The 19,576-nt window shown below is 66.2% G+C and carries 16 protein-coding genes and 1 pseudogene; 7 read left to right on the forward strand and 10 right to left on the reverse strand.

Annotated elements, in window-relative coordinates:
* On the forward strand, positions 1 to 330 hold a 330-nt coding region (locus J2X67_RS11385), incomplete at its 5' end, for an enolase C-terminal domain-like protein (RefSeq protein WP_309953092.1).
* A gap of 84 nt (positions 331 to 414) precedes the next feature.
* Positions 415 to 1,851, forward strand: coding sequence for an aldehyde dehydrogenase family protein (locus J2X67_RS11390; protein WP_309953094.1), 1,437 nt, complete (start codon positions 415 to 417; stop codon positions 1,849 to 1,851).
* 21 nt (positions 1,852 to 1,872) lie between these two features.
* Here the strand turns inward: J2X67_RS11390 and J2X67_RS11395 are convergent, their stop codons facing one another.
* On the reverse strand, positions 1,873 to 3,123 hold the full coding sequence (locus J2X67_RS11395) for an MFS transporter (protein WP_309953095.1): 1,251 nt from the start codon (positions 3,121 to 3,123) through the stop codon (positions 1,873 to 1,875).
* A gap of 73 nt (positions 3,124 to 3,196) precedes the next feature.
* Between J2X67_RS11395 and J2X67_RS11400 the strand changes: the two are divergent.
* Positions 3,197 to 4,105 (forward strand): annotated as a pseudogene (locus J2X67_RS11400) (LysR family transcriptional regulator); the annotation flags it as partial.
* Here the strand turns inward: J2X67_RS11400 and J2X67_RS11405 are convergent.
* Positions 4,086 to 5,639 (reverse strand): glycine betaine ABC transporter substrate-binding protein, encoded by a 1,554-nt coding sequence (locus tag J2X67_RS11405; RefSeq protein ID WP_309953098.1) that lies wholly within the window; start codon positions 5,637 to 5,639, stop codon positions 4,086 to 4,088. The pseudogene J2X67_RS11400 and the gene J2X67_RS11405 sit on opposite strands and share 20 nt — an antisense overlap.
* Before the next feature lie 114 nt (positions 5,640 to 5,753).
* Here J2X67_RS11405 and J2X67_RS11410 point away from each other — a divergent pair, with 114 nt between their 5' ends.
* Positions 5,754 to 6,806 (forward strand): ROK family protein, encoded by a 1,053-nt coding sequence (locus tag J2X67_RS11410; RefSeq protein ID WP_309953099.1) that lies wholly within the window; start codon positions 5,754 to 5,756, stop codon positions 6,804 to 6,806.
* On the opposite strand, the gene J2X67_RS11415 is transcribed toward J2X67_RS11410, so the two are convergent.
* Genes J2X67_RS11415 through J2X67_RS11435 form a run of 5 tightly spaced genes read right to left on the reverse strand, consistent with a single transcriptional unit; the run spans position 6,803 to position 13,493 of the window.
* On the reverse strand, positions 6,803 to 8,344 hold the full coding sequence (locus tag J2X67_RS11415; RefSeq protein ID WP_309953101.1) for an efflux transporter outer membrane subunit: 1,542 nt from the start codon (positions 8,342 to 8,344) through the stop codon (positions 6,803 to 6,805). The two genes, J2X67_RS11410 and J2X67_RS11415, sit on opposite strands and share 4 nt — an antisense overlap.
* A gap of 16 nt (positions 8,345 to 8,360) precedes the next feature.
* On the reverse strand, positions 8,361 to 9,479 hold the full coding sequence (locus J2X67_RS11420; protein ID WP_309953102.1) for an ABC transporter permease: 1,119 nt from the start codon (positions 9,477 to 9,479) through the stop codon (positions 8,361 to 8,363).
* Positions 9,480 to 9,492: 13 nt separating this feature from the next.
* Positions 9,493 to 10,638 (reverse strand): ABC transporter permease, encoded by a 1,146-nt coding sequence (locus J2X67_RS11425; protein WP_309953104.1) that lies wholly within the window; start codon positions 10,636 to 10,638, stop codon positions 9,493 to 9,495.
* Positions 10,635 to 12,446, reverse strand: coding sequence for an ATP-binding cassette domain-containing protein (locus J2X67_RS11430; RefSeq protein ID WP_309953105.1), 1,812 nt, complete (start codon positions 12,444 to 12,446; stop codon positions 10,635 to 10,637). The genes J2X67_RS11425 and J2X67_RS11430 overlap by 4 nt, the downstream gene beginning before the upstream one ends.
* Positions 12,447 to 12,482: 36 nt before the next feature.
* Positions 12,483 to 13,493, reverse strand: coding sequence for an HlyD family efflux transporter periplasmic adaptor subunit (locus J2X67_RS11435; RefSeq protein ID WP_309953106.1), 1,011 nt, complete (start codon positions 13,491 to 13,493; stop codon positions 12,483 to 12,485).
* Between the two features lie 96 nt (positions 13,494 to 13,589).
* Here J2X67_RS11435 and J2X67_RS11440 point away from each other — a divergent pair, with 96 nt between their 5' ends.
* Complete coding sequence (locus J2X67_RS11440) at positions 13,590 to 14,312, forward strand: CerR family C-terminal domain-containing protein (RefSeq protein ID WP_309953108.1); 723 nt, start codon at positions 13,590 to 13,592, stop codon at positions 14,310 to 14,312.
* Here J2X67_RS11440 and J2X67_RS11445 read toward each other — a convergent pair.
* The 3 genes from J2X67_RS11445 to J2X67_RS11455 are packed head-to-tail and all read right to left on the reverse strand — an operon-like array spanning position 14,290 to position 17,545.
* Positions 14,290 to 15,669 (reverse strand): phospholipase D-like domain-containing protein, encoded by a 1,380-nt coding sequence (locus tag J2X67_RS11445; RefSeq protein ID WP_309953110.1) that lies wholly within the window; start codon positions 15,667 to 15,669, stop codon positions 14,290 to 14,292. The genes J2X67_RS11440 and J2X67_RS11445 overlap by 23 nt on opposite strands.
* Before the next feature lie 40 nt (positions 15,670 to 15,709).
* On the reverse strand, positions 15,710 to 16,387 hold the full coding sequence (locus tag J2X67_RS11450) for a glutathione S-transferase family protein (protein WP_309953663.1): 678 nt from the start codon (positions 16,385 to 16,387) through the stop codon (positions 15,710 to 15,712).
* 36 nt (positions 16,388 to 16,423) lie between these two features.
* Positions 16,424 to 17,545 (reverse strand): 5-methyltetrahydropteroyltriglutamate--homocysteine S-methyltransferase, encoded by a 1,122-nt coding sequence (locus tag J2X67_RS11455; protein WP_309953112.1) that lies wholly within the window; start codon positions 17,543 to 17,545, stop codon positions 16,424 to 16,426.
* Between the two features lie 145 nt (positions 17,546 to 17,690).
* On the opposite strand from J2X67_RS11455, the gene J2X67_RS11460 reads away from it, so the two are divergent.
* Together J2X67_RS11460 and J2X67_RS11465 are read left to right on the forward strand one after the other, a co-directional pair.
* Positions 17,691 to 18,797, forward strand: a complete 1,107-nt coding sequence (locus J2X67_RS11460) for an aromatic ring-hydroxylating dioxygenase subunit alpha (protein ID WP_309953114.1) — start codon at positions 17,691 to 17,693, stop codon at positions 18,795 to 18,797.
* Entirely contained in the window at positions 18,794 to 19,576 is a 783-nt protein-coding gene (locus J2X67_RS11465) for a GntR family transcriptional regulator (protein WP_309953115.1), read from the forward strand. The genes J2X67_RS11460 and J2X67_RS11465 overlap by 4 nt, the downstream gene beginning before the upstream one ends.

Below are 19,576 nucleotides of genomic sequence, written 5' to 3' on the forward strand. Positions count from 1 at the left end.
GGCTCGCATTCGAACAACCACTTCGACGTGTCGCTCGCCATGTTCACGCATGTGGCGGCGGCAGCACCGGGCAAGGTCACGGCCATCGACACGCATTGGATCTGGCAGGACGGCCAGCACCTGACCAAGGCGCCGCTGCAGATCGAAGGCGGCTTCGTGAAGGTGCCGACCCGCGGCGGGCTGGGCATCGAGCTCGACATGGACGAAGTCGAGAAGGCGCACCAGCTCTACCTGAAGCACGGGCTGGGTGCTCGCAACGATGCGCAGGCCATGCAATACCTGATCCCGGGATGGACTTTCGACAATAAAAAACCATGCCTGGTTCGTTGAACGTTTAGTCTCGCGTTTCCATTTCCGCAGCCGGACACCCAGTGATCCGGCTTCTTTCTTTCCATCGAGCAGCAAGGAACACTCATGCAAAACTTCGACAACCTGATTGGCGGCGAATGGCGTGCCGGCGCAAGCTACAGCCCCAACCTCAACCCGAGCAACCTGGCCGACGTGCTGGGCCAGTACACGCAGGGTGATGCCTCGCACGTCGACGATGCCGTGGCTGCTGCCACCGCTGCCTTCCCCGCCTGGGCGACCGGCGGCATCCAGGCACGCTCCGATGCGCTCGACAAGATCGGCACCGAAATCCTTGCCCGCAAGGAAGAACTCGGCACCCTGCTTGCGCGCGAAGAAGGCAAGACCCGCGCCGAAGGCATCGGCGAAGCCACCCGCGCCGGCCATATCTTCAAGTTCTTCGCCGGCGAATGCCTGCGCCTCTCGGGCGAGATCGTGCCCTCGGTGCGCCCCAACATCGGTGTCGAAATCACGCGCGAGCCGGTCGGCGTGGTCGGCCTCATCACGCCCTGGAACTTCCCCATTGCCATTCCGGCCTGGAAGATCGCACCCGCGCTGGCCTTTGGCAACTGCGTGGTCCTGAAGCCCGCCGACCTGGTGCCCGGCTGCGCCTGGGCGCTGGCCGAAATCATCAGCCGCTCGGGCATTCCGGCCGGGGTGTTCAACCTGGTGATGGGCCGCGGCAGCGTGATCGGGAATGCGCTGGTCAACCACCCCGGCATCCATGCCATCAGCTTCACCGGCTCGGTGGGCGTGGGCCGCAACATCGCCGTCCAGTGCGTGACCAACCACAAGAAGGTGCAGTTGGAGATGGGCGGCAAGAACCCGCAGGTCATCCTGGATGACGCCGACCTTGCCCAGGCCGTGGAACTGAGCGTGCAAAGCGCGTTCTATTCCACCGGCCAGCGCTGCACGGCCTCCAGCCGCCTGATCGTCACCGAAGGCATCTACCCCAAGTTCATCGATGCGATGAAGGCCCGCATGGCCAAGATCAAGGTGGGCGATGCGCTGGCGCAGGGCACCGACATCGGCCCCGTCTCGTCCAAGTCGCAACTCGACCAGGACATGGAATACGTGGCCATCGGCAAGGGCGAAGGCGCAACGCTGGCTGCGGGCGGCGAGCTGCTCAAGCTGGAGACCGACGGCTACTACATGTCGCCGGCGCTCTTCAGCGAAACGGCTGCCGCCATGCGCATCAACAAGGAAGAAATCTTTGGCCCGGTGGCGAGCGTGATTCGTGTGAAGAACTACGAAGAAGCGCTGGCCACGGCCAACGACACGGAGTTTGGCCTCTCTGCAGGCATTGCAACCACGAGCCTGAAGTACGCCACGCACTTCAAGCGCCACAGCCAGGCCGGCATGGTGATGGTGAACCTGCCGACGGCAGGGGTTGATTACCACGTGCCGTTCGGCGGCCGCAAGGGCTCGAGCTACGGCCCGCGCGAGCAGGGCAAGTACGCGCAAGAGTTCTTCACCACCGTGAAGACGGCCTACACGCTGGCTTGATGTTCTCCAGGCCACCCGCCTTCAAAGCGGGTGGCCGCGGCGTGCCATCGAGCGCCGCAGGCCCAGTGCAAGCAGCACCCCCATTGCTCCCGCCACGGCAACGATAACGGCTGCCGCAGGCCAGCCCAGCAAATCCACCGCACCGCCCACGATCAACGGGCCGATCATCTGGCCGAGATTGCTGCCCAGCATGAGAAGGCCCATCGATATCGGCACCAGCCGCGCGCTGGGTGCCACGATGGGCGAGGTGCCGATCAGCGTTGCCGGAAGCAGGCCGCCAGCGCCTGAAAAAACCAGGCACAGCAAGAAGGCCGGCACAGCGCCGAGCACCGGCAGGAATATGCCGATGGCCGATAGGCCCATCGATGCACTGGCAACAGCCGCCAGCAGCCAGCGCGCAACGCCGCGCTTCAACAGCACGCCAGCCACAAGATTGCCCGCCACGTTGACGCAGCAGGCCACCGCGCTCAGCGACCCGGCTGCGGCCATGTCCACGCCCATGCGCTCGATCAACAGCACCGGCAGAAAGCTGAAGAGCGCGAAGAACTGCAGGCTGTAGATGACGAACGAGGCCGCGATCAACGCAGGAGCACCCGCCTTTGCGGTGTCGGCTGCATCACGCGCCATGCTGTGCCATGACACCGGCGCGGCACTGCCGCCGACGCTACGCGGAACGCCAAGCAGCAGCAACAACGCGAGCAGGGCTGCAAGCGCGGCATTGCCCAGCCAGAAGCCGCGCCATCCATCGAGAAGCGACCCGCTGAACAGCGCTATTGCAATGCCCGTCGGCATGAAGCAACTCCAGATTGCAAAGGCCAGGTCTTTGCCGCCGGGCGAAACCATGCGTTGCAGCACCGACGGACCGGCAATGGTGATCAGCACAAAACCCAGGCCCTCGACGATGCGACCGGCCAGCAGCACTGCAACGCCGCCTGCCAGCGCACCCGCCGTGCTCCCCGCGGCAATGGCCAGCAGCCCCGCAACCACCAGGCGCCGGTCGCCGGCACGTGCGACCCACGCGCCAACCGGCACCGCGCCGGCCACGCCCAGCAGCGAGAACATTGCCATCAGCCAACCGACCATCGAGAGGTCGAGCCCGAAATCGGCGCGCAGCTCCGGCACCGCAATGGCGACCTTGCCGACCTGAAGGGAAGCCACCACGCCGGCGGCCACCACCAGCGCCACGCCGCGCCAGTGCGTTGAAGACGAAGTCGGAGAAGGGTGGAGAGGGGCGGCGGGTGGTGCGCCGGCCATTTCGAATTGCTTCTGCATGCCGCTACTTTGCGGCGATTGCATGATCAATGAAAGCGAATAATATCGGCCAAGTCAATCGATTGAGAAGATCATGCTGGACATCCTCACGCTCAGCCAGATGCAGATGTTCGTCGCCGTGGCGGACGCCGGAAGTTTTCGTGCGGGCGCCGCTCGGCTGCACCGTGTGCAGTCTGCGGTGAGCCATGCCATTGCCAATCTCGAAGAGCAGTTGCAGGTGCGGCTCTTCGACCGCTCCGGCCACAAGCCGGTGCTCACGCCCACGGGCAAGGCGCTGCTGGGCGACGTGAGGGTCATCCTGTCGAAGGTCGAGGCTCTGCGCTCGCGTGCGCAGGGGCTCGAGCAAGGCGTAGAGCTCGGGCTGGCCGTGGCAGTCGACACGCTTTTTCCGCCCGACCTTCTGGCAAGTGCCCTGCGCGGCATGCACGCGGTCTACCCGAGCATTGCGGTCCGCGTGGAGTACAGCTCCATGGGCGGCACGATCGACGCACTGAGTTCGGATCGGTGCGACCTGGCCATTGCAGCCTTCGGCCATGCCGACGAAAAAATCAGCCGCGAATTCTTGATGCCGCTGCATACGCTGGCCGTTGCAGCGCCCTCGCACGCGCTGGCAGTCCACGCGGCGCGCCGCGGCGCCAAAGACCTGGACGCCGCCGCGGCGGAGCACGTGCAAATCGTGGTGGAAGACCCGAGCACACTCACTCAGGGCTACGACATCGACGTGCTCTCGCCTTCGACCTGGCGCGTGACCGACATGTACATCAAGCTCGCGCTGCTGCGCGCCGGCCTGGGATGGGGAAAGATGCCTTCATGGCTGGTGGCGGGCGACCTGGCCGCGGGAACCCTGGTGCAACTGCCGGTGAGCCGCATCGGCCCTGAAGGCGCGACAAGCCAGCAGTGCCACTTTTGCCACCGTGCCGACAAAACACTCGGTGCAGGTGCCGAACTGCTGCGCGAATGCCTCAAGGCAGAGGCGAAAGCGGCGGAGCCCGGCGCCGCCGGCGCATCATCATTTCCACGAGTTCGAAGATCCCCTCGCTCAGCAGCGCCAGCGCCGCAGCCGGCAGCGCGCCCGCCAAAAGCAGTTCGCGGTCGTTGAGCGCAAGGCCGGTCACGATGCGTTCGCCAAAACCGCCCGCGCCGATGAACGCCGCGATGGTTGCGGTGCCAATCGCAATGGCCGTTGCCGTTCGAATGCCCGCCAGCAGCGTGGGCAAGGCAAGCGGCAGCAGCACCAGCCGCAGGCTCTGCGGCGGTGTCATGCCAAGGGCGGTGCCTGCCATGCGCAGGCCGTTCGGCACTTCGGCAAGGCCCGTTACCGTGTTGCGCATGATCGGCAGCAGCGAATAGAGCGTGAGCGCAATCAATGCCGGCAGCGCACCAATGGCGCCCAGCAGCGAGATGAGCACGGCCAGCAAGGCCAGGGATGGCACGGTCTGCAAAATGCTGGCAACACCGAGCACCGCTGCCCGCAGCCGTACATGCGAGAACACAAGGATCGCGAGCGGCACGCCAATCAGAATCGCAACACCCACCGACACCGCCACCAGCACCAGATGCTGCCGCGTGAGCTGCCACAGATCGGGGCCGAACAGCTTGGCGGTGAAACCACGCCTGACCTCTTTCGGCTGGGCCTTGCCGCTGTTGCCGGTGCCGGACAGAAAGTCGCGTGCAATCGCATCGAAGGGCACGCTTTGCAGCTCGGCGCGGGCGTTCATTGCAATCATCGCGCGCTCGTCGATGCGGCCTTCGAGCGCTTGCAGCGCAGCCCAGGCTTTCGGTAGCCGGGCTGGCAGGTCCAGCCGGTACAGCAGCACCGCGTCGTAGCGCGGAAAGTACTTCTTGTCGTCTTCGAGCACCCGCAGGCCGAGGTGGTCGATCTTGGCGTCGGTGGTGTAGATGTCGATCGCGTCGATCTGCTTCGCGGCCACCGCTTCGTAGGCCAGGCCATGGTCGAGGCCGGTCGGTGTCTGCGTAAAGCCGTAGCGCGCGGCAAGGCCCTTCCACCCGTCGGCGCGGCCGATGAACTCGTTCGACAGCCCAAGCTTGAGTTCGGGGTGGCCCGCCAGGTCGCTCAGCGTGCGCAGGCCCAGCCGCTCTGCGTCGTCTGCGCGCACCGCCAGCGCATAGCCGTCGTTGAACCCCAGCGGAACGGCCACGCCAAGGCCCAGCGGCGCCAGTGCCGCATTCATGGCCTCGCGCGTTTCGGTTGGCGAGCCCTTGAGTATTTCGAGCGCGATGGTGCCGGTGTACTCGGCATACACGTCGATGGCACCCGAGCGCAGTGCCTCGTAGACGATTGCGGTGTTGCCCAAGCCCTGCCGCACGACGGGCGGCGATGCGGTGTGCGGTGCCGCCGTCTGCGCCAGCAGCTCGGCCAGGATGTACGACTCGGTGAAGCGCTTGGAGCCGACGCGCAGCGTGCCTTCGCCGGGCTGCGCCGATGCGGCGGCGCAGAGCCAGGCAAGGGTGAGCAACAACAGGGCGGTGCGCAAGATGCGGTGGGGCAGGTGCATCGGGGGCCAGTGTATAGACATCGAAAAGGCGCCGGGTGCACCCGCCAATCTCCTACAAACCTTGGTGCGGGCTACCGATGCGTTGCCGAGGCGAACTCATCCATAGTGGTTTCCATGAACAAGAAAACCCATCTCTTGCCCGGCCCTGACGTTCACGGCCTGCGCGAACTCCCGGGGCTGCGGGTGGAGGGCTACAGCCTGCAACTGCGCGACAAGGACGGCTTTGTGGGCGACCAGGCCAGCCAGACAGCCTTCAGGGAACTGCTCGAGCGCTGGCGCAAGCGCCGCCGCAAGACCGGCATCGACCCGCTGGGCAAGGAACACTCCCGCGACCTCAGCAAGAAGCAGCTCGACCGCGTGCTGCAAAACACGTCGGCCGCCGGCGACCTGATGCACGGCGCCATCGAGGAGTTTGCCGAAGAGCTGGCCTTCGTGATCCAGCGGTTCACACGGCAGCCCTCATGGAAGAAGGTGGAGCGCATCGTGGTGGGCGGCGGCTTCATTGAAAGCGACGTGGGCGAGCGCGCCATTCTGCAAACTGCTGCAATCATCCAGGACATGGGCCTGCACGTTCAACTCGGCCGTCTGTCGCACGACGTCGACGACGGCGGCCTGATCGGCTGGGTGCACCTGACGCCGCCGGCCATGCTGAAGAAGCATGACGCCATTCTGGCGGTGGACATTGGCGGCACCAATGTGCGCTGCGGCATTGTGAAAACGCGCCGGAGCAAGGCGCGCGACCTGTCGATGGCCAGGGTGGTGCGAAGGGAGAAGTGGCGGCACGCGGACGACGGCCCCAACCGTACCGACATGGTGGAGCGCATTGCGCTCATGCTCGAGGACATGGTTCGCTACTGCGAGCGCAAGGACATCAGCCTGGCGCCTTTCATCGGCATTGCCTGCCCGGGCCTGATCCGCAAGGACGGATCGATCGAACGCGGAACGCAGAACCTGCCAGGCGACTGGGAAAGCCGCGCGTTTCACCTGCCCAGCGCGCTGTGGCGCCGCATGCCGATGATCGGCTCAGGGCCCACGCTCATCCTGATGCACAACGACGCGGTGGTGCAGGGGCTGAGCGAACTGCCTTTCATGCGCGATGTTTGCCACTGGGGCGTGCTGACCATCGGCACCGGCCTGGGCAACGCGAGCTTCACCAATACCTTCTAGCCCGGCGCGCTCATCGGCGTTGGCGCACTGCCGCCAAGTGCCTTGTAGACCGCCACGAGGCTGACCGCCAGGCGGCTCATGCTTTGCGCCTGGTCTCGCCGCGCCTGCAGCAGCGTGCGCCGGGCGTCCAGCTCGACACCGAAATCCGTCAGCCCGTTGGCATAGCGCGCGTGCGCCAGCGTGAGCGCATCGCGGCTGTGGCGCTCGCGCTCTGCAAGCTCGGCTTGGCGCTGGCGTTCCGCGGCATAGGCGCTCAGCGCGGAATCGATTTCGTGCCACGCCTTGAGCACGGTCTGCTGGAAGGCCACGGCTGCTTCCTGCTGCTGCAGTTCGCGCAAGGTGACCGCGCTCCGGCGCCGGCCGTTGTCGAAGATAGGCAGGCTGATCGAAGGGCCCACATGCCACTGGCGGCTGCCCCAGTCGCCAAAACGTTCGCTACCTACCGATTCGAAGCCGAAGCCCGCGCCCAGCGTCACGCGCGGATAGAGATCTGCCACGGCAACCCCGATGCGCGCGGTGGCGGCATGCAATTGCGCCTCCGCTGCGGCAATGTCGGGCCGGCGCCTGGCCAGCTCGGAGGGCAGGCCCAGCGCAAGTTCGGGGAGCTGAGGCGCCTGCAGTGCCTCTAGCTCCTTTGTTTCCCCGGTTGTGCGGCCGGCCTCAGGCACTGCGAGTTCGGCATTCAGGCTACCGGGCGGCGCACCCGTCAAGAGGGTGATCTGGTTCATGGCTTGTGCCTCTTGCTGCAGCAGCATCGGAAGGCGGGCCTTCAGTTCGGCCAGCTGCGTGCGTTGCCGCGTCGGGTCGAGGTCGGTGACCAGGCCGCCATTGGCGCGCGCCTGCACCAGTTCGAGCGATTCGGCCGCGGCTGCAATGTCGGCGCGCGCCAGGCGCAGTTCGCGCTGCACACCGCGCAACTCGAAGTAGTTGCGCGCCACCTCGGCTTGCACGCTGAGCTGTACCTGGCGCAGCAGCGCCGCCGATGCGCCAGTGTCTGCATCCGCGGCCTCGATGCTGCGCCGCACGCGGCCCCACAGGTCGATCTCCCAGGACGCGTCGAAGCCCGCCTGGTAAAGGTTGTAGGGCTCGCTCAAGGTGCGGATCAGATGGTCGCGGTTGGCCATCGACGAGCCCAGCGCATCGATCATTCGCGTGGCTGCGCCGCTTTCGCTTTGCCGCTGCCGGCTGACACCGCCACTGGCGTTGACCTGCGGGCCTTGTTGCGCCGCTGCAGCGGTGCGCTGGACACGGCTTTGCGCAAAGCGCAGGGAAGAGGTCTGCAGGTCGTGGTTGGCCGCGAGCGCACGTGCCTGCAACCGGTCGAGCAACGCGTCGTTGAAGGCGTTCCAGTCGGTGGAGGCCACGGCGGTTGTTGCGGCGTTCCGCTCGGCGCCGAGGAGTGCCGGAGAACCGCCGTGCCATGCGGACCAATCGCCGGGCACCTGCGGCTCGGCAGGCCGGTGGTCGGGCCCCACGGCGCAACCAGCAAGAACAAGTGCGAGCGAGAAACAAGGCAAGAGGGTGCGTGATGCAGGCATGCGAAGCTCCCGGGGTTCAGGCCAGGCGATGGCGAAAAAGCCAGGCCGCCAATGGCAGCGTGACAAGGGCGATGACCGAAAGCGGAATCAGGTTGTGCCACACCGTGGCGAGGCCCACGCCTTCGAGGTACACACGCTGCACCAGGTCGATTGCAAAGCGCAGCGGGTTGGCCATGGTGATGATCTGCAGCGCGTGCGGCATGTTGCGCACCGGCGTGGTCAGGCCGGACAGCAGCATCATCGGCATCAGCAGCACGAAGGTGTAGAGCATGGCCTGCTGCATGTTGGCCGACACGGCCGAGATCGAAAGGCCGATGCCCACGCTGGCCACGGTGAAGAAGACCAGACCGATGTAGAGCGTGGCCAGCGAGCCCGCCATCGGAATGCCGAACCAGAACCGCGCCACCAGCAAGATCAGCGTCGACTGCGCGAGGCCGACCAGCACCGGCGGCATCGCCTTGCCAATCATGATTTCGATCGGCGACATCGGCGTGACCAGCAACTGGTCGAAGGTGCCTTGCTCGCGCTCGCGTGCCACCGAAAGCGCGGTGAGCAGCAGCGTCTGCAGCATGCTGAGCGCGGCAATCAGGCCGGGCAGCAGGTTCCATCGCGTCTCGAGGTTCGGGTTGAACCATGCGCGCGACTCGATGGTGAGCGCCGCCCCGGGTGCGCCGGCCCGTGCGCGCAGCTCGGCGTTGTAGCGTTCGACCACCGAGCTCACATAGCCGGCCGCCGAGCCCGCCGTGTTGGAGTTGCGCGCATCCAGAATCAGCTGAATGGCCGCGGGCCGGCCGGCGCTGAGCTGCTGCTCGAAGTTGGGCGCAATCTGGATCACCAGCAGCGCTTTCTCGGTGTCGATCACCTCGCGGATGTCGGTCTGCGTACGCAGCGTGGCCACGCGATGAAAAACGCCGGTGCTGTCGAGGTGCGCGATCAGCTCGGCCGACGCACCCGTGCGGCTCTGGTCGAGCAGGGCATAGGGCACGTTCGAAAGATCGTACGTGGCGCCGTACCCGAAGATGAGGCTTTGCATGATTGCCGGAACGAACAGGATCACGCGGCTTGCCGGGTCCTTGAGGATGGCGAGAAGCTCTTTTCGGCAGAGATTGGCAATGCGCATCAGAAAGTCGGTCATGGTGGGCCGTTCTTCAGTCGAGGCTCTTGCGCGTCACGGCGCGGGCAAGCAGCAGCAACCCCACCGCGTAGGCGGCAAGGATTGCGCAGTTGCGCCAGATCAGCGGCCAGACGTCGCCCGCGAGGAAGAGCGTCTTGATGAGGTCCATGAAGTAGGTTGCCGGCAGTACATGGCCGATGGCGCGCACTGCGGCGGGCACGTTGCGCAGGTCGAACAGAAAGCCCGACAGCATCATCGAGGGCATGAAGGTCGCGATCAGCGCCACCTGGCTCGCGAGAAACTGGTTGCGCGTAACGGACGAGATCACCAGGCCCAGGCTTACCGCCACGATCAGGTAGAGCATGGAACTGAGCACCACCACGAAGAGCGAGCCGACCATCGGCACCGCGAACAGGAAGCGCGCGGCCAGCAGGCACAGCGCCAGGCCGAGCATGCCGACCGCAAAGTACGGAATGATCTTGGCCAGCAGTATTTCGATCGGCCGCACCGGCGTGACGAACAGCGCCTCGAGCGTGCCGCGCTCCCATTCGCGTGCCATGACCAGGGCGGTGAGAAACGCGCCGACGAGCGTCATGATGAGCACGATGAGCCCGGGTACCAGGTACCACGTGCTGGTGTTTGCGGTGTTGAACCACATGCGCTGCTCGACCGTGACGCGGCCTGCGGCGGCTGGAGCAGCACCCGCCGTGCCGCCGCCGCGGTCGCGCTGGCGCACGGCCGACTGGCCGAGTGCGCCGTTCACGTACGCGAGGATGATGCTCGCGCGCCCCGCGTCGGCACCGTGCACGATGACTTGTACTCGCGCATTGCCCGCAGCCAGCGAGCGCGAAAAATCGGCTGGCACGCGCACGATGCCGTCGATCTTGCGCTCGCGCATCAACGCCTCGGCGTCGTGCATGGAGCCGAGCAGAACGGGCGCGATGGTGGGTGAAAGCTGCAGCCCGGCAATGGCTTCATGCGCCGTGGGCGAGGCGTCCTCGAGCACCACGCCCACAGGTGCGTTCTTCACATCGAGCGACATGCCGTAGCCGAAGATCAGGATGAGCACCATCGGCAGCAGGATGCCGATGGCCAGGTTGCTGCGGTCGCGCAGCAACTGGCGAAACTCCTTGCGCGTGAGCGAGATCAGGCGCGTGCGAAAGCCGCTGAAACCGCTCATGCCGCCACCTTTTCGCTGTTCTTCTGCTTCCGGCCCTGGTGCTCTTCCCGCCGGGCCTGCTCGACGATGCCGATAAAGGCCTGTTCCATATCGATGCGCTTGCCGCGTTCGCCACTGCCCAGCGCCTGCGCCCGAACTTCGAGCGGCGTGCCAATGGCGAGCACCTTGCCCGCGTCCTGGATCACGATGCGGTCGCAATACTCCGCCTCTTCCATGAAATGGGTGGTGATGACGATGGTGGTGCCACCCTCGGCCAGCGCGGTAATGCGGCGCCAGAACTCGCGGCGCGCCAACGGGTCGGCGCCACTGGTGGGTTCATCGAGAAAAAGTATCTCGGGCTCATGAAGCAGGCCGGTCGCCATGGCCAGGCGCTGCTTGTAGCCGCCAGGCAGCTGCCCGCTGGGCGCATCGATTTCGCCTTCGAGGTTGAACTGCCGCAGCACGGTGGTCATGCGCTCCTGCAGTTTCTGCCCGCGCAGGCCGTAGGCACCGCCAAAGAATGAAAGGTTTTCGCGCACCGTGAGGTTGCCGTAGAGCGCAAATTTTTGCGACACATAGCCGATGCGCTGCCGGGCCTGTGCGCGCGCATGGCGCAGGTCGACGCCGGCCACGCGCAGCTGGCCGCCGCTTGCGGGCAGCAGGCCGCACAGCATGCGAAAGGTGGTGGTCTTGCCCGCGCCGTTGGGGCCAAGTAGGCCGAAGATTTCGCCGCGCCGCACAGAGAAGCTGGTGCTTGCCACGGCCACGAAGTCACCGAAGCGGCGCACCAGGTCTTTCACTTCGATGACCACTTCGCCGGGCTCGCCCGCGGGCGGTGCAAGGACGCCGGTTGCCGCCGATTGCCCGATGTCGGGGGCAGGAGCCTGCTGCGTGCGCAGCAGCATCATGAAGCCGTCTTCGAGCCGGGCCGGCACGGGCTCGGCGTGGGCGCCTGCCAGGAGCGCCACAAGCGCCGCGTCGCCGGTGCCGGGCCGGTGGATGAAGCGCACCTCGCCGCCATGCGGAACGGCATCGACGATGTCTTGCTGCGCATCGAGCAGGCGGGCCTGCATCAGGCGCGGCGCCTCGCCCTGCGGAGGTTCGGCAACAAAGCACAGGCCCTCTGCGCGGCTGCGGATCTCGGCCGGCGTACCCTGTGCAATCAGCTTGCCTTCGCGCAGCACGAACACATGGCTGCAGCGCTCGGCCTCGTCGAGGTAGGCGGTGCTCACGATCACCGAGAGTCGCTCTTCATCGACCAGCTGCTGCACGATCTGCCAGAGCTCGCGCCGCGAGAGCGGGTCGACGCCCACGGTGGGCTCGTCGAGCAGCAGCAGGTCGGGCGAGCGCACCAGCGTGCAGGCCAGGCCGAGCTTCTGCTTCATGCCGCCCGAGAGCTTGCCCGCGGGCCGGTCGGTAAAGCGGCCGAGGTCGGTCATTTCCATCAGCCGCGCGTAGCGTTCGCGCCGCTTGGCCGCCGGCACGCCGTGCAGGTCGGCGTAAAGGTCGAGGTTCTCCTGCACGCTCAGGTCTTCGTAAAGGCCGAAGCGCTGCGGCATGTAGCTGATGCGGTCCTGCACCGCTTGCGGGTTGGCGGATACATCGATGCCCAGCACGCGCAATTCGCCTTCGTCGGCACGCATCAGGCCCGCCATGAGCCGCAGCAGCGTTGTCTTGCCCGCGCCGTCGGGCCCGACGAGGGCGGTGAGCGTGCCGGCGGGAATTTCGAGCGACACGTCGTTGAGTGCGTGCACGGCTGTCTTCGACGCCTTGACCACAAAGCGCTTGTGCAGCGAGCGTCCGCTGACGGCCGGCTCAGCGCGCAGCATTCAACGTCCCTCCGAGCATGCGGTCTTGCTCCGTCATCACGGCCTGGCGTCCGAGGTCAGCTGCAGCCGCACCGTGGCCGGCATGCCGAGGCGCAGCCGGTCTTCCTTGTCGTCGACCATCACGCGAATCTCATACACAAGGCTGCTGCGCAGTTCTTCGGTCTGCACCGTCTTGGGCGTGAATTCGGCCACCGAGGAGATGTAGCCCACTTTGCCTGCAACCGGCTCGTCGGGATGGCTGTCGGTGGTCACGCTCGCCTGCTGCCCGGCGCGCACGCGGCCGAGGTCGGGCTCGGCCACATAGGCGCGCACCCACTTGGGATCGGTAATTGCCAGCGTGAAGGCCGGGCGTTGTGGCGAGGCCATGTCGCCGGGCTCCAGCAGGCGGGCGCGCACTACCGCGTCGATGGGCGATTTGAGCTCGGCCTCGGCCAGCTGGTGGTTCATGAGCGCGAGGTCGGCGCGCGCCGATTCGAGCTGCGCCTGCGCCTGCGCGATGTCTTCCTTGCGCGGGCCCGCCACCGCCAGCTGCTGCGCCTTGCGCGCGTTGTCCAGCTGCGCCAGCGCCACCTTGCGGCGGGCCTGTGCGCTGTCGAGGTCTTGCTGGCTCACGGCGCGGCCGGCCGTGGTCTGGCCGATGGCCTGCAGGCGCGCGAGCTGCTGCAGGGCAAGGTCGGCATCGGCCTGCGCGGCCGCTACCTGCGCGCCGGCCTGTGCCAGTTCTTCGGGGCGGCTTCCCGTCTTCAGGCGAAGCAGCGCCTGCTCCTGCACGCCGATGCGCGCTTGCGATTGCGCCACGCGCAGCACGAGCGAGCGGGTGTCCAGCCTGCCGAGCACCTGGCCGGCGCGCACATGGTCGCCTTCGCGCACGGCGAGTTCCGCCACGCGCTCATTCGCGTTGAAGGCCAGCGAGACCTGGCGCACATCGACATTGCCGTACAGCACGAGCGTGTCCGATGGCGCTGTCGAGCGATGGGCGTACCACCAGCCACCCGCCGCGGCAGCAAGCGCCACGAGACCAAGGGCAATGAGAGGTTTCTTGTTCATGAGCGGTCCCGGCAGTTTTCAAAACTGGACTCGCTGCATATTATCAAATTGAAATTTGAATTTGAAGTAATTTTTCAATTCGATTAACCTAGGGCCATGGCTTCCCGCTCTTCCAGCACCCGTTCTCCCGCTCCGCGCCAGATTGCGGCGCGCACTTCGCGCACCGACGGCAACACCACGCGCCTGCACATCCTCGAGACAGCCGGCCAGTTGTTTGCGGAGCGCGGCTTTGCCGAAAGCACCAGCAAAGAGATCTGCACGCGCGCCGGCACCAACATGGCAGCCGTCAATTACCACTTCGGCAGCAGGGACGGGCTGTACGAAGCCGTGCTCATCGAAGCCCACCGCCAGCTCGTGAGCATGGACGAGCTGGTCAGCCTGGCGAGCGTGCCGACAGACCCGCGTCTCAAGCTGCGCACTTTTCTCACGCACCTGGTCGAGATGGGCAGCCAGCCCAAGGCGCCCTGGGGTTTCCGGGTGGTGCTGCGCGAGGCGCTGTCGCCTTCACCGGCCTTGCCAGTCATGGTGCGACAGGCGGTGCTTCCCAAGGCCAAGCTGCTTCGCGGCTTGATCGGCGGCATCATGGGCCTGCCCGACGATCACCCCTCGGTGCAGCGGGCGATGCTTTTCGTGGTGCTGCCCTGCATAGTGATGACGGTCGCCCCGAAGGACTTGCGCAACGAAGTGCTGCCGGCGCTGAAGAACGCCGAAGGCCTGGCGGACGACCTGATGCGCTATGTTTTCGCCGGCCTCGATGCCGTCGCGAAAGAAGCGAAGGCCGCAACGCCCGCCGCCGCTACAACTGGAAAGCGACGGTAAGCAGCAGCCCCTCGGCCACGTCGCGCAAGAGGCCCGGGCGCCGCGCGCGGTAAGGCTCGCCGGCCGAGGCCGTGGTTTCAATCCACTCTGCCAGCCAGTCGATTTCATCCGGGCCGTAGAACACCACGGCTGCCTCGTGGTTGAGCAGCAGGCTGCGCAGGTCGAGGTTGATCGATCCGCACATGGCCAGTTCGTTGTCGACCACCACGGCCTTGGCATGCGCCATGAAGGGCAGCATGCGAAAGCTCACGCCCGCACGGGCCAGGTCCCGCATGGCGCGTGCGCGCACGAAATCCGCCAAGCGGTGATTCGACTGCGCCGGCATTGCGATGGTGACTTGCACGCCGCGCCGCGCGGCCAGCCGCAGCGCATCGCGCAGCCCGTCGCCGGGCACGAAGTAGGGCGTGATGGCAAGCACGCGGTGCTCGGCCCGAAAGCACGCATCGATCAGCAGCGCGTGGGCGGTGTCTTCGGTCTGGTCGGGGCCGCTCGGCAGGAACTGCGCCATGGCGCAGCCCGGGCCTTCTTCCACGTCTTCAGCCGTGATGGCGCGTGCCTTGCGGCCGCGCACCGAGCTCCAGTCGTGGTCGAACTGCCGCGCCGCCGCCGCGGCCACGCTGCCGCGCAGGTCGAACGAAAGATCGTGCCAGGCCTGGGGGTGCCTCTCGTTGCCGGTGAAGTATTCGCCGGCCAGGTTGCGCCCGCCCGACCACAGCCAGCCGTCGTCGGCAATGGTGAACTTGCGGTGGTTGCGCAGGTTGCGCGGGCCGATGCGGCGCAGGCTGAAGAAGGGGCGGAACACCGCAACCTCGCCGCCTGCCGAGCGCAGCACTTCGAAGTGGCGGCGGGGCAGGGTCAGCGCGCCAAAGCCGTCGAGCAGCACGCGCACCTTGATGCCTTCGCGTGCGCGCTGTGCCAGCCGCTCGATCACGGCGCGGCCCAGCGCGTCGTCGCCGATGATGAAGGTGCACACGTCGATGCGCTCGCGCGCGCCGTCGATCACCTGCCACAGCGCCTCGCGCGCGGCTTCGCCGTCGGCATGCAGGCGGATTGCGCAGCGGCCGGGCGGGGCGAGGCCGAAACTCTCGATCAGGTCCGCCGCCCAGTGCCCCGGCGGCACAGAGCGCGGTGGCCGCGGCGAACCCGCCGGCCGCAGCTTGCGCTGGCCGAACAGCAGGTAGATCGGCAGGATGGCGTAGGGCATGAGCACCAGCCCCATGACCCAGGCAATGGCGGTGGTGGGCGCGCGCTGTTCGCGGCGCGCGCGGGTGGTCAGTATGTAGACCAGCAGCGCGAAGGTGACGACAAGAAAATGCTGCGACGGTGAAGGCAGCCAGTCGAAGCTCGTGTTCGGCATGCGGCAATGATGCCTGAGGACCGGGTGCTGCCGCCGGCAATCAGCGTGGCATCAGGAACGAGGCCACGTCGCGCCCCTCGGATGCGAGAAAGCGCATCATCGGCTCGACCACTGTTCGCACCGCGGGCCGCTCGCCAATGCGGCTGCGCCAGGCCAGGAGCCGCGGCGTTGCGCCGGTCATGCGGGCCCCCTTGCGATCGGCAAAGATGCAGGCCATGTAGAAGGCGATGTCGGCAAAGGAATAGGGCCCGGCAAGGTGCTCGCGCGTGGCCAGCAGCCCTTCCATCTCGTCGTAGTAGCGCGCGCAGGCGGCGCAGGCTGCGACGGCCGGCGCGCTTTGCATGTCGTGCTGCAGGCCGAAGAGCCGGATCACGTGGGGAAAGAACACCTCGTCCGACTTCTGCTCGAGCTGCCGCGCGCGGGCCCGGTCGGCAATGCCCTGGGGCCACAGCGCGAGGTGCGCCGGGCCCGGATAGCGGTCTTCGAGGTATTCGAAGATTTGCGTCGAGTCGAACAGCCCGACCTGGTCGTCGACGAGCACCGGCACCTGCTGCTTGACGGGGTTGACGCACAGCACCTCGGGGTGCTTGGGCTCGTAGGCATCGTCCTTGGTGAACGGCACCATCACCAGTTCGAAGTCGATGCCTTTTTCGAGCGCGGCGATCTGCACCTTCGCGCCGAACATGCTGAGGGGGCCTGAGTAGATTTTTGTGGCGATCTTTGTCATGCCCCCGACTTCACCAGAAATGCCGGTTCAGGTCGAGCCCCACACCTCTTGTGCCGTTTCGACCACCAGGCGCAGCTTGCTGCGCTGCGCTTCCACCGCAATGTTGTTGCCGTGCACGGTGCTCGAGAAGCCGCACTGCGGCGACAGCGCGAGCTGCTCCAGCGGCGCGTACTTGGCGGCGTCCTCGATGCGGCGCTTGAGTTCGTCCTTGTCTTCCATCTCGCCGAACTTGGTGGTTACGAGGCCCAGCACCACGGTCTTGCCCTTGGGCAGGTAGCGCAGCGGCTTGAAGTCGCCCGAGCGGGCGTCGTCGTATTCCATGAAGTAGGCGTCCAGGTCCATCTCCTTCAGGAGTGCCTCGGCCACGGGCTCGTAGTTGCCGGCCGCGGCATGCGTGCTCTTGAAGTTGCCGCGGCACAGGTGCATGGCCAGCAGCATGCCCGGCGGCTTTTGTGCCACCACCTTGTTGATGAAGGCGGCGTAGCGGTGCGGCAGTTCGTTCGGATCGTCGCCGCGCTTGCGGGCCGCTTCGCGCATGTGCTCGTCGCACAGGTACGCCAGGTTGGTGTCGTCCATCTGCACGTAGGTGCAGCCGGCCGCGGCCAGCGAGCGCAGCTCGTCGCCATAGGCCTTGGCCACGTCGTCGTAGAACACCGGGTCCAGCTCTGGATACGCGTCCTTGCTGATGCCCGCGCGCCCACCCCGGAAGTGCAGCATGGTCGGCGAGGGAATCGTCACCTTCGGCGTGCGGCCAGCGGACACCTGGCTCTTCAGGTACTGGAAGTCGGCCAGCTGGATGTCCTTGACGTGGCGTACCTTGTCGATCACCCGCATGGCGGGCGGCGCGAGTTCTTCGGTGCCGTCGGGCTTGCGGATGGTGACCGGAATGTCGGTCTTCACGCCGCCGAGCTGGTCGAGAAAGTCGATATGGAAATACGTGCGGCGGAACTCGCCGTCGGTGATGCTCTTCAGGCCGATGTCTTCCTGGAACTTGACGATCTCGGTGATGGCCTTGTCTTCGACCTTGCGCAATTGCTCGGGCGTGATCTCGCCCTTGGCGTTTTGCTCGCGTGCTTCGAGCAGGTATTTGGGACGCAGAAAACTGCCGACGTGGTCGTAGCGGGCAGGCAGGGCGGCGTGCTGGGACATTGAATATCTCCGTCGTGGCTGTAAACGAATCAAGCATCGTATCGCCTTGGAAACTTATGCGTCTGTATACATCGAACTTGGTGTTTACCCTGAATTTAGTCACATTCAGTGGAAATTTTCTGATTTCTGTATACATTGGGTATTCATGAAAACGCCCACGACCACTTTCCCACTGAACGCCTGGTATGCCGCCGCATACGACGTCGAAGTGCGCCATGCGCTGCTGCCGCGCACCATCTGCAATGAAAAGCTGGTGCTGTTCCGCCGCACCGACGGGCAGGTTGCCGCGCTCGAAGACGCCTGCTGGCACCGGCTGATGCCGCTGTCGCTTGGCAAGCTCGAAGGCGACGAGGTGGTGTGCGGTTACCACGGCCTGGTCTACAACAGCCAGGGCCGCTGCACCCACATGCCAAGCCAGGAAACGCTGAATCCCTCGGCCTGCGTGCGCAGCTTTCCGGTGGTGGAGAAGCACCGCTTCGTCTGGATCTGGCCCGGCGATCCGGCCAAGGCCGACCCGGCGCTCGTGCCCGACATGCACTGGAACGACGACCGTGCCTGGGCCGGTGACGGCAAGATGATTCGCGTGGCCTGCGACTACCGCCTCGTGGTCGACAACCTGATGGACCTGACGCACGAGACCTTCGTGCACGGCTCTTCCATCGGCAACCGCGAAGTGGCCGAGGCCCCCTTCGTTGCCACGCATGGCGACCGCTCGGCCACCGTGACGCGCTGGATGGAAAACATCGACCCGCCGCCGTTCTGGGGCAGCCAGATTCGCCACGCGCGCGGCTACATCGGCAAGGTCGACCGCTGGCAGATCATTCGCTTCGAAGGGCCTTGCACCGTGAACATCGACGTGGGTGTGGCTGAGGCGGGCAGCGGCGCGGTGCCCACGGAGGGCAACCCAGGCGACCGCAGCAGGGGCGTGAACGGCTATGTGCTGAACACCATCACACCCGAGACGGACAAGACCTGTCTCTACTTCTGGGCCTTTGCGCGCAACTACTGCCTGGGCGAACAGCGCCTGACGCACGAACTGCGCGAGGGCGTTGCCAGCATCTTCCGCGAGGACGAAATCGTGCTGGAGGCGCAGCAAAAAGCCATGGACGAGCGGCCGGATCACCAGTTCTACAACCTGAACATCGACGCCGGCTCGATGTGGGCGCGCCGCCTGATCGACCGGATGATCGAGAAGGAAAAGCCCGCGCGCGCCGCCATTCCGATCCGCCCCGTCGACAAGCAGGCCGCATGAAGCCGGCTGCCATCTCCCCCATTTCCTCCATCGAAGCTGGCGACGGCGGTAGCTCGCAGGCCGTGAAGGCGCAGCTGCGCCTGCGCGAAATGATCCTGGCCGGTGAACTGCCCGGCGGTGCGCGCATTGCAGAAGTGGCCATCTCCGAGCAGCTCGGCGTTTCGCGCACGCCGGTGCGCAGCGCGCTCATGCGGCTGGAGCAGGAGGGCCTGCTGGAAGCGCTACCCAACGGCGGCTATGCGGTGCGTACTTTTTCCGAGCGCGACGTGGCCGACGCCATCGAGCTGCGCGGCACGCTTGAAGGCCTGGTGGCACGGCTCGCAGCCGAGCGTGGCGCGGCGCCGGTGGTACTTGGAGAGGCGCGCGCATGCCTGGCACGCATCGACGAACTGCTGCGCGAACCCGCGCTCGACGACGCGGCTTTTTCGCGCTACGTCACGCACAACGAGAAGTTCCATGCACTGCTGTGCGAAATGGCGGCGAGCCCGGTCATTGCGCAGCAGCTCGACCGCGTGATCAACCTGCCGTTCGCATCGCCTTCGGGCTTTGTCGTGGTGCAGGCCAATTCGCCCGCCGCGCGCGACATGCTCGTCATTGCGCAAGACCAGCACGTGCAGGTGCTCGATGCCATCGAAGCCGGCGAGGGCTCGCGCGCCGAGGCGCTGATGCGCGAGCACAGCCGCATTGCGCGCCGCAACCTGCGCGAGGCGCTGCACGGCACGCCCGGCGCCGAGCGGCGCTCGCTGCCCGGCGTGCAGTTGATCCGCCGGCGTGGCTGA

It is taken from the genome of Variovorax sp. 3319 (assembly GCF_031456585.1).
GTDB lineage: Bacteria > Pseudomonadota > Gammaproteobacteria > Burkholderiales > Burkholderiaceae_C > Variovorax > Variovorax paradoxus_P.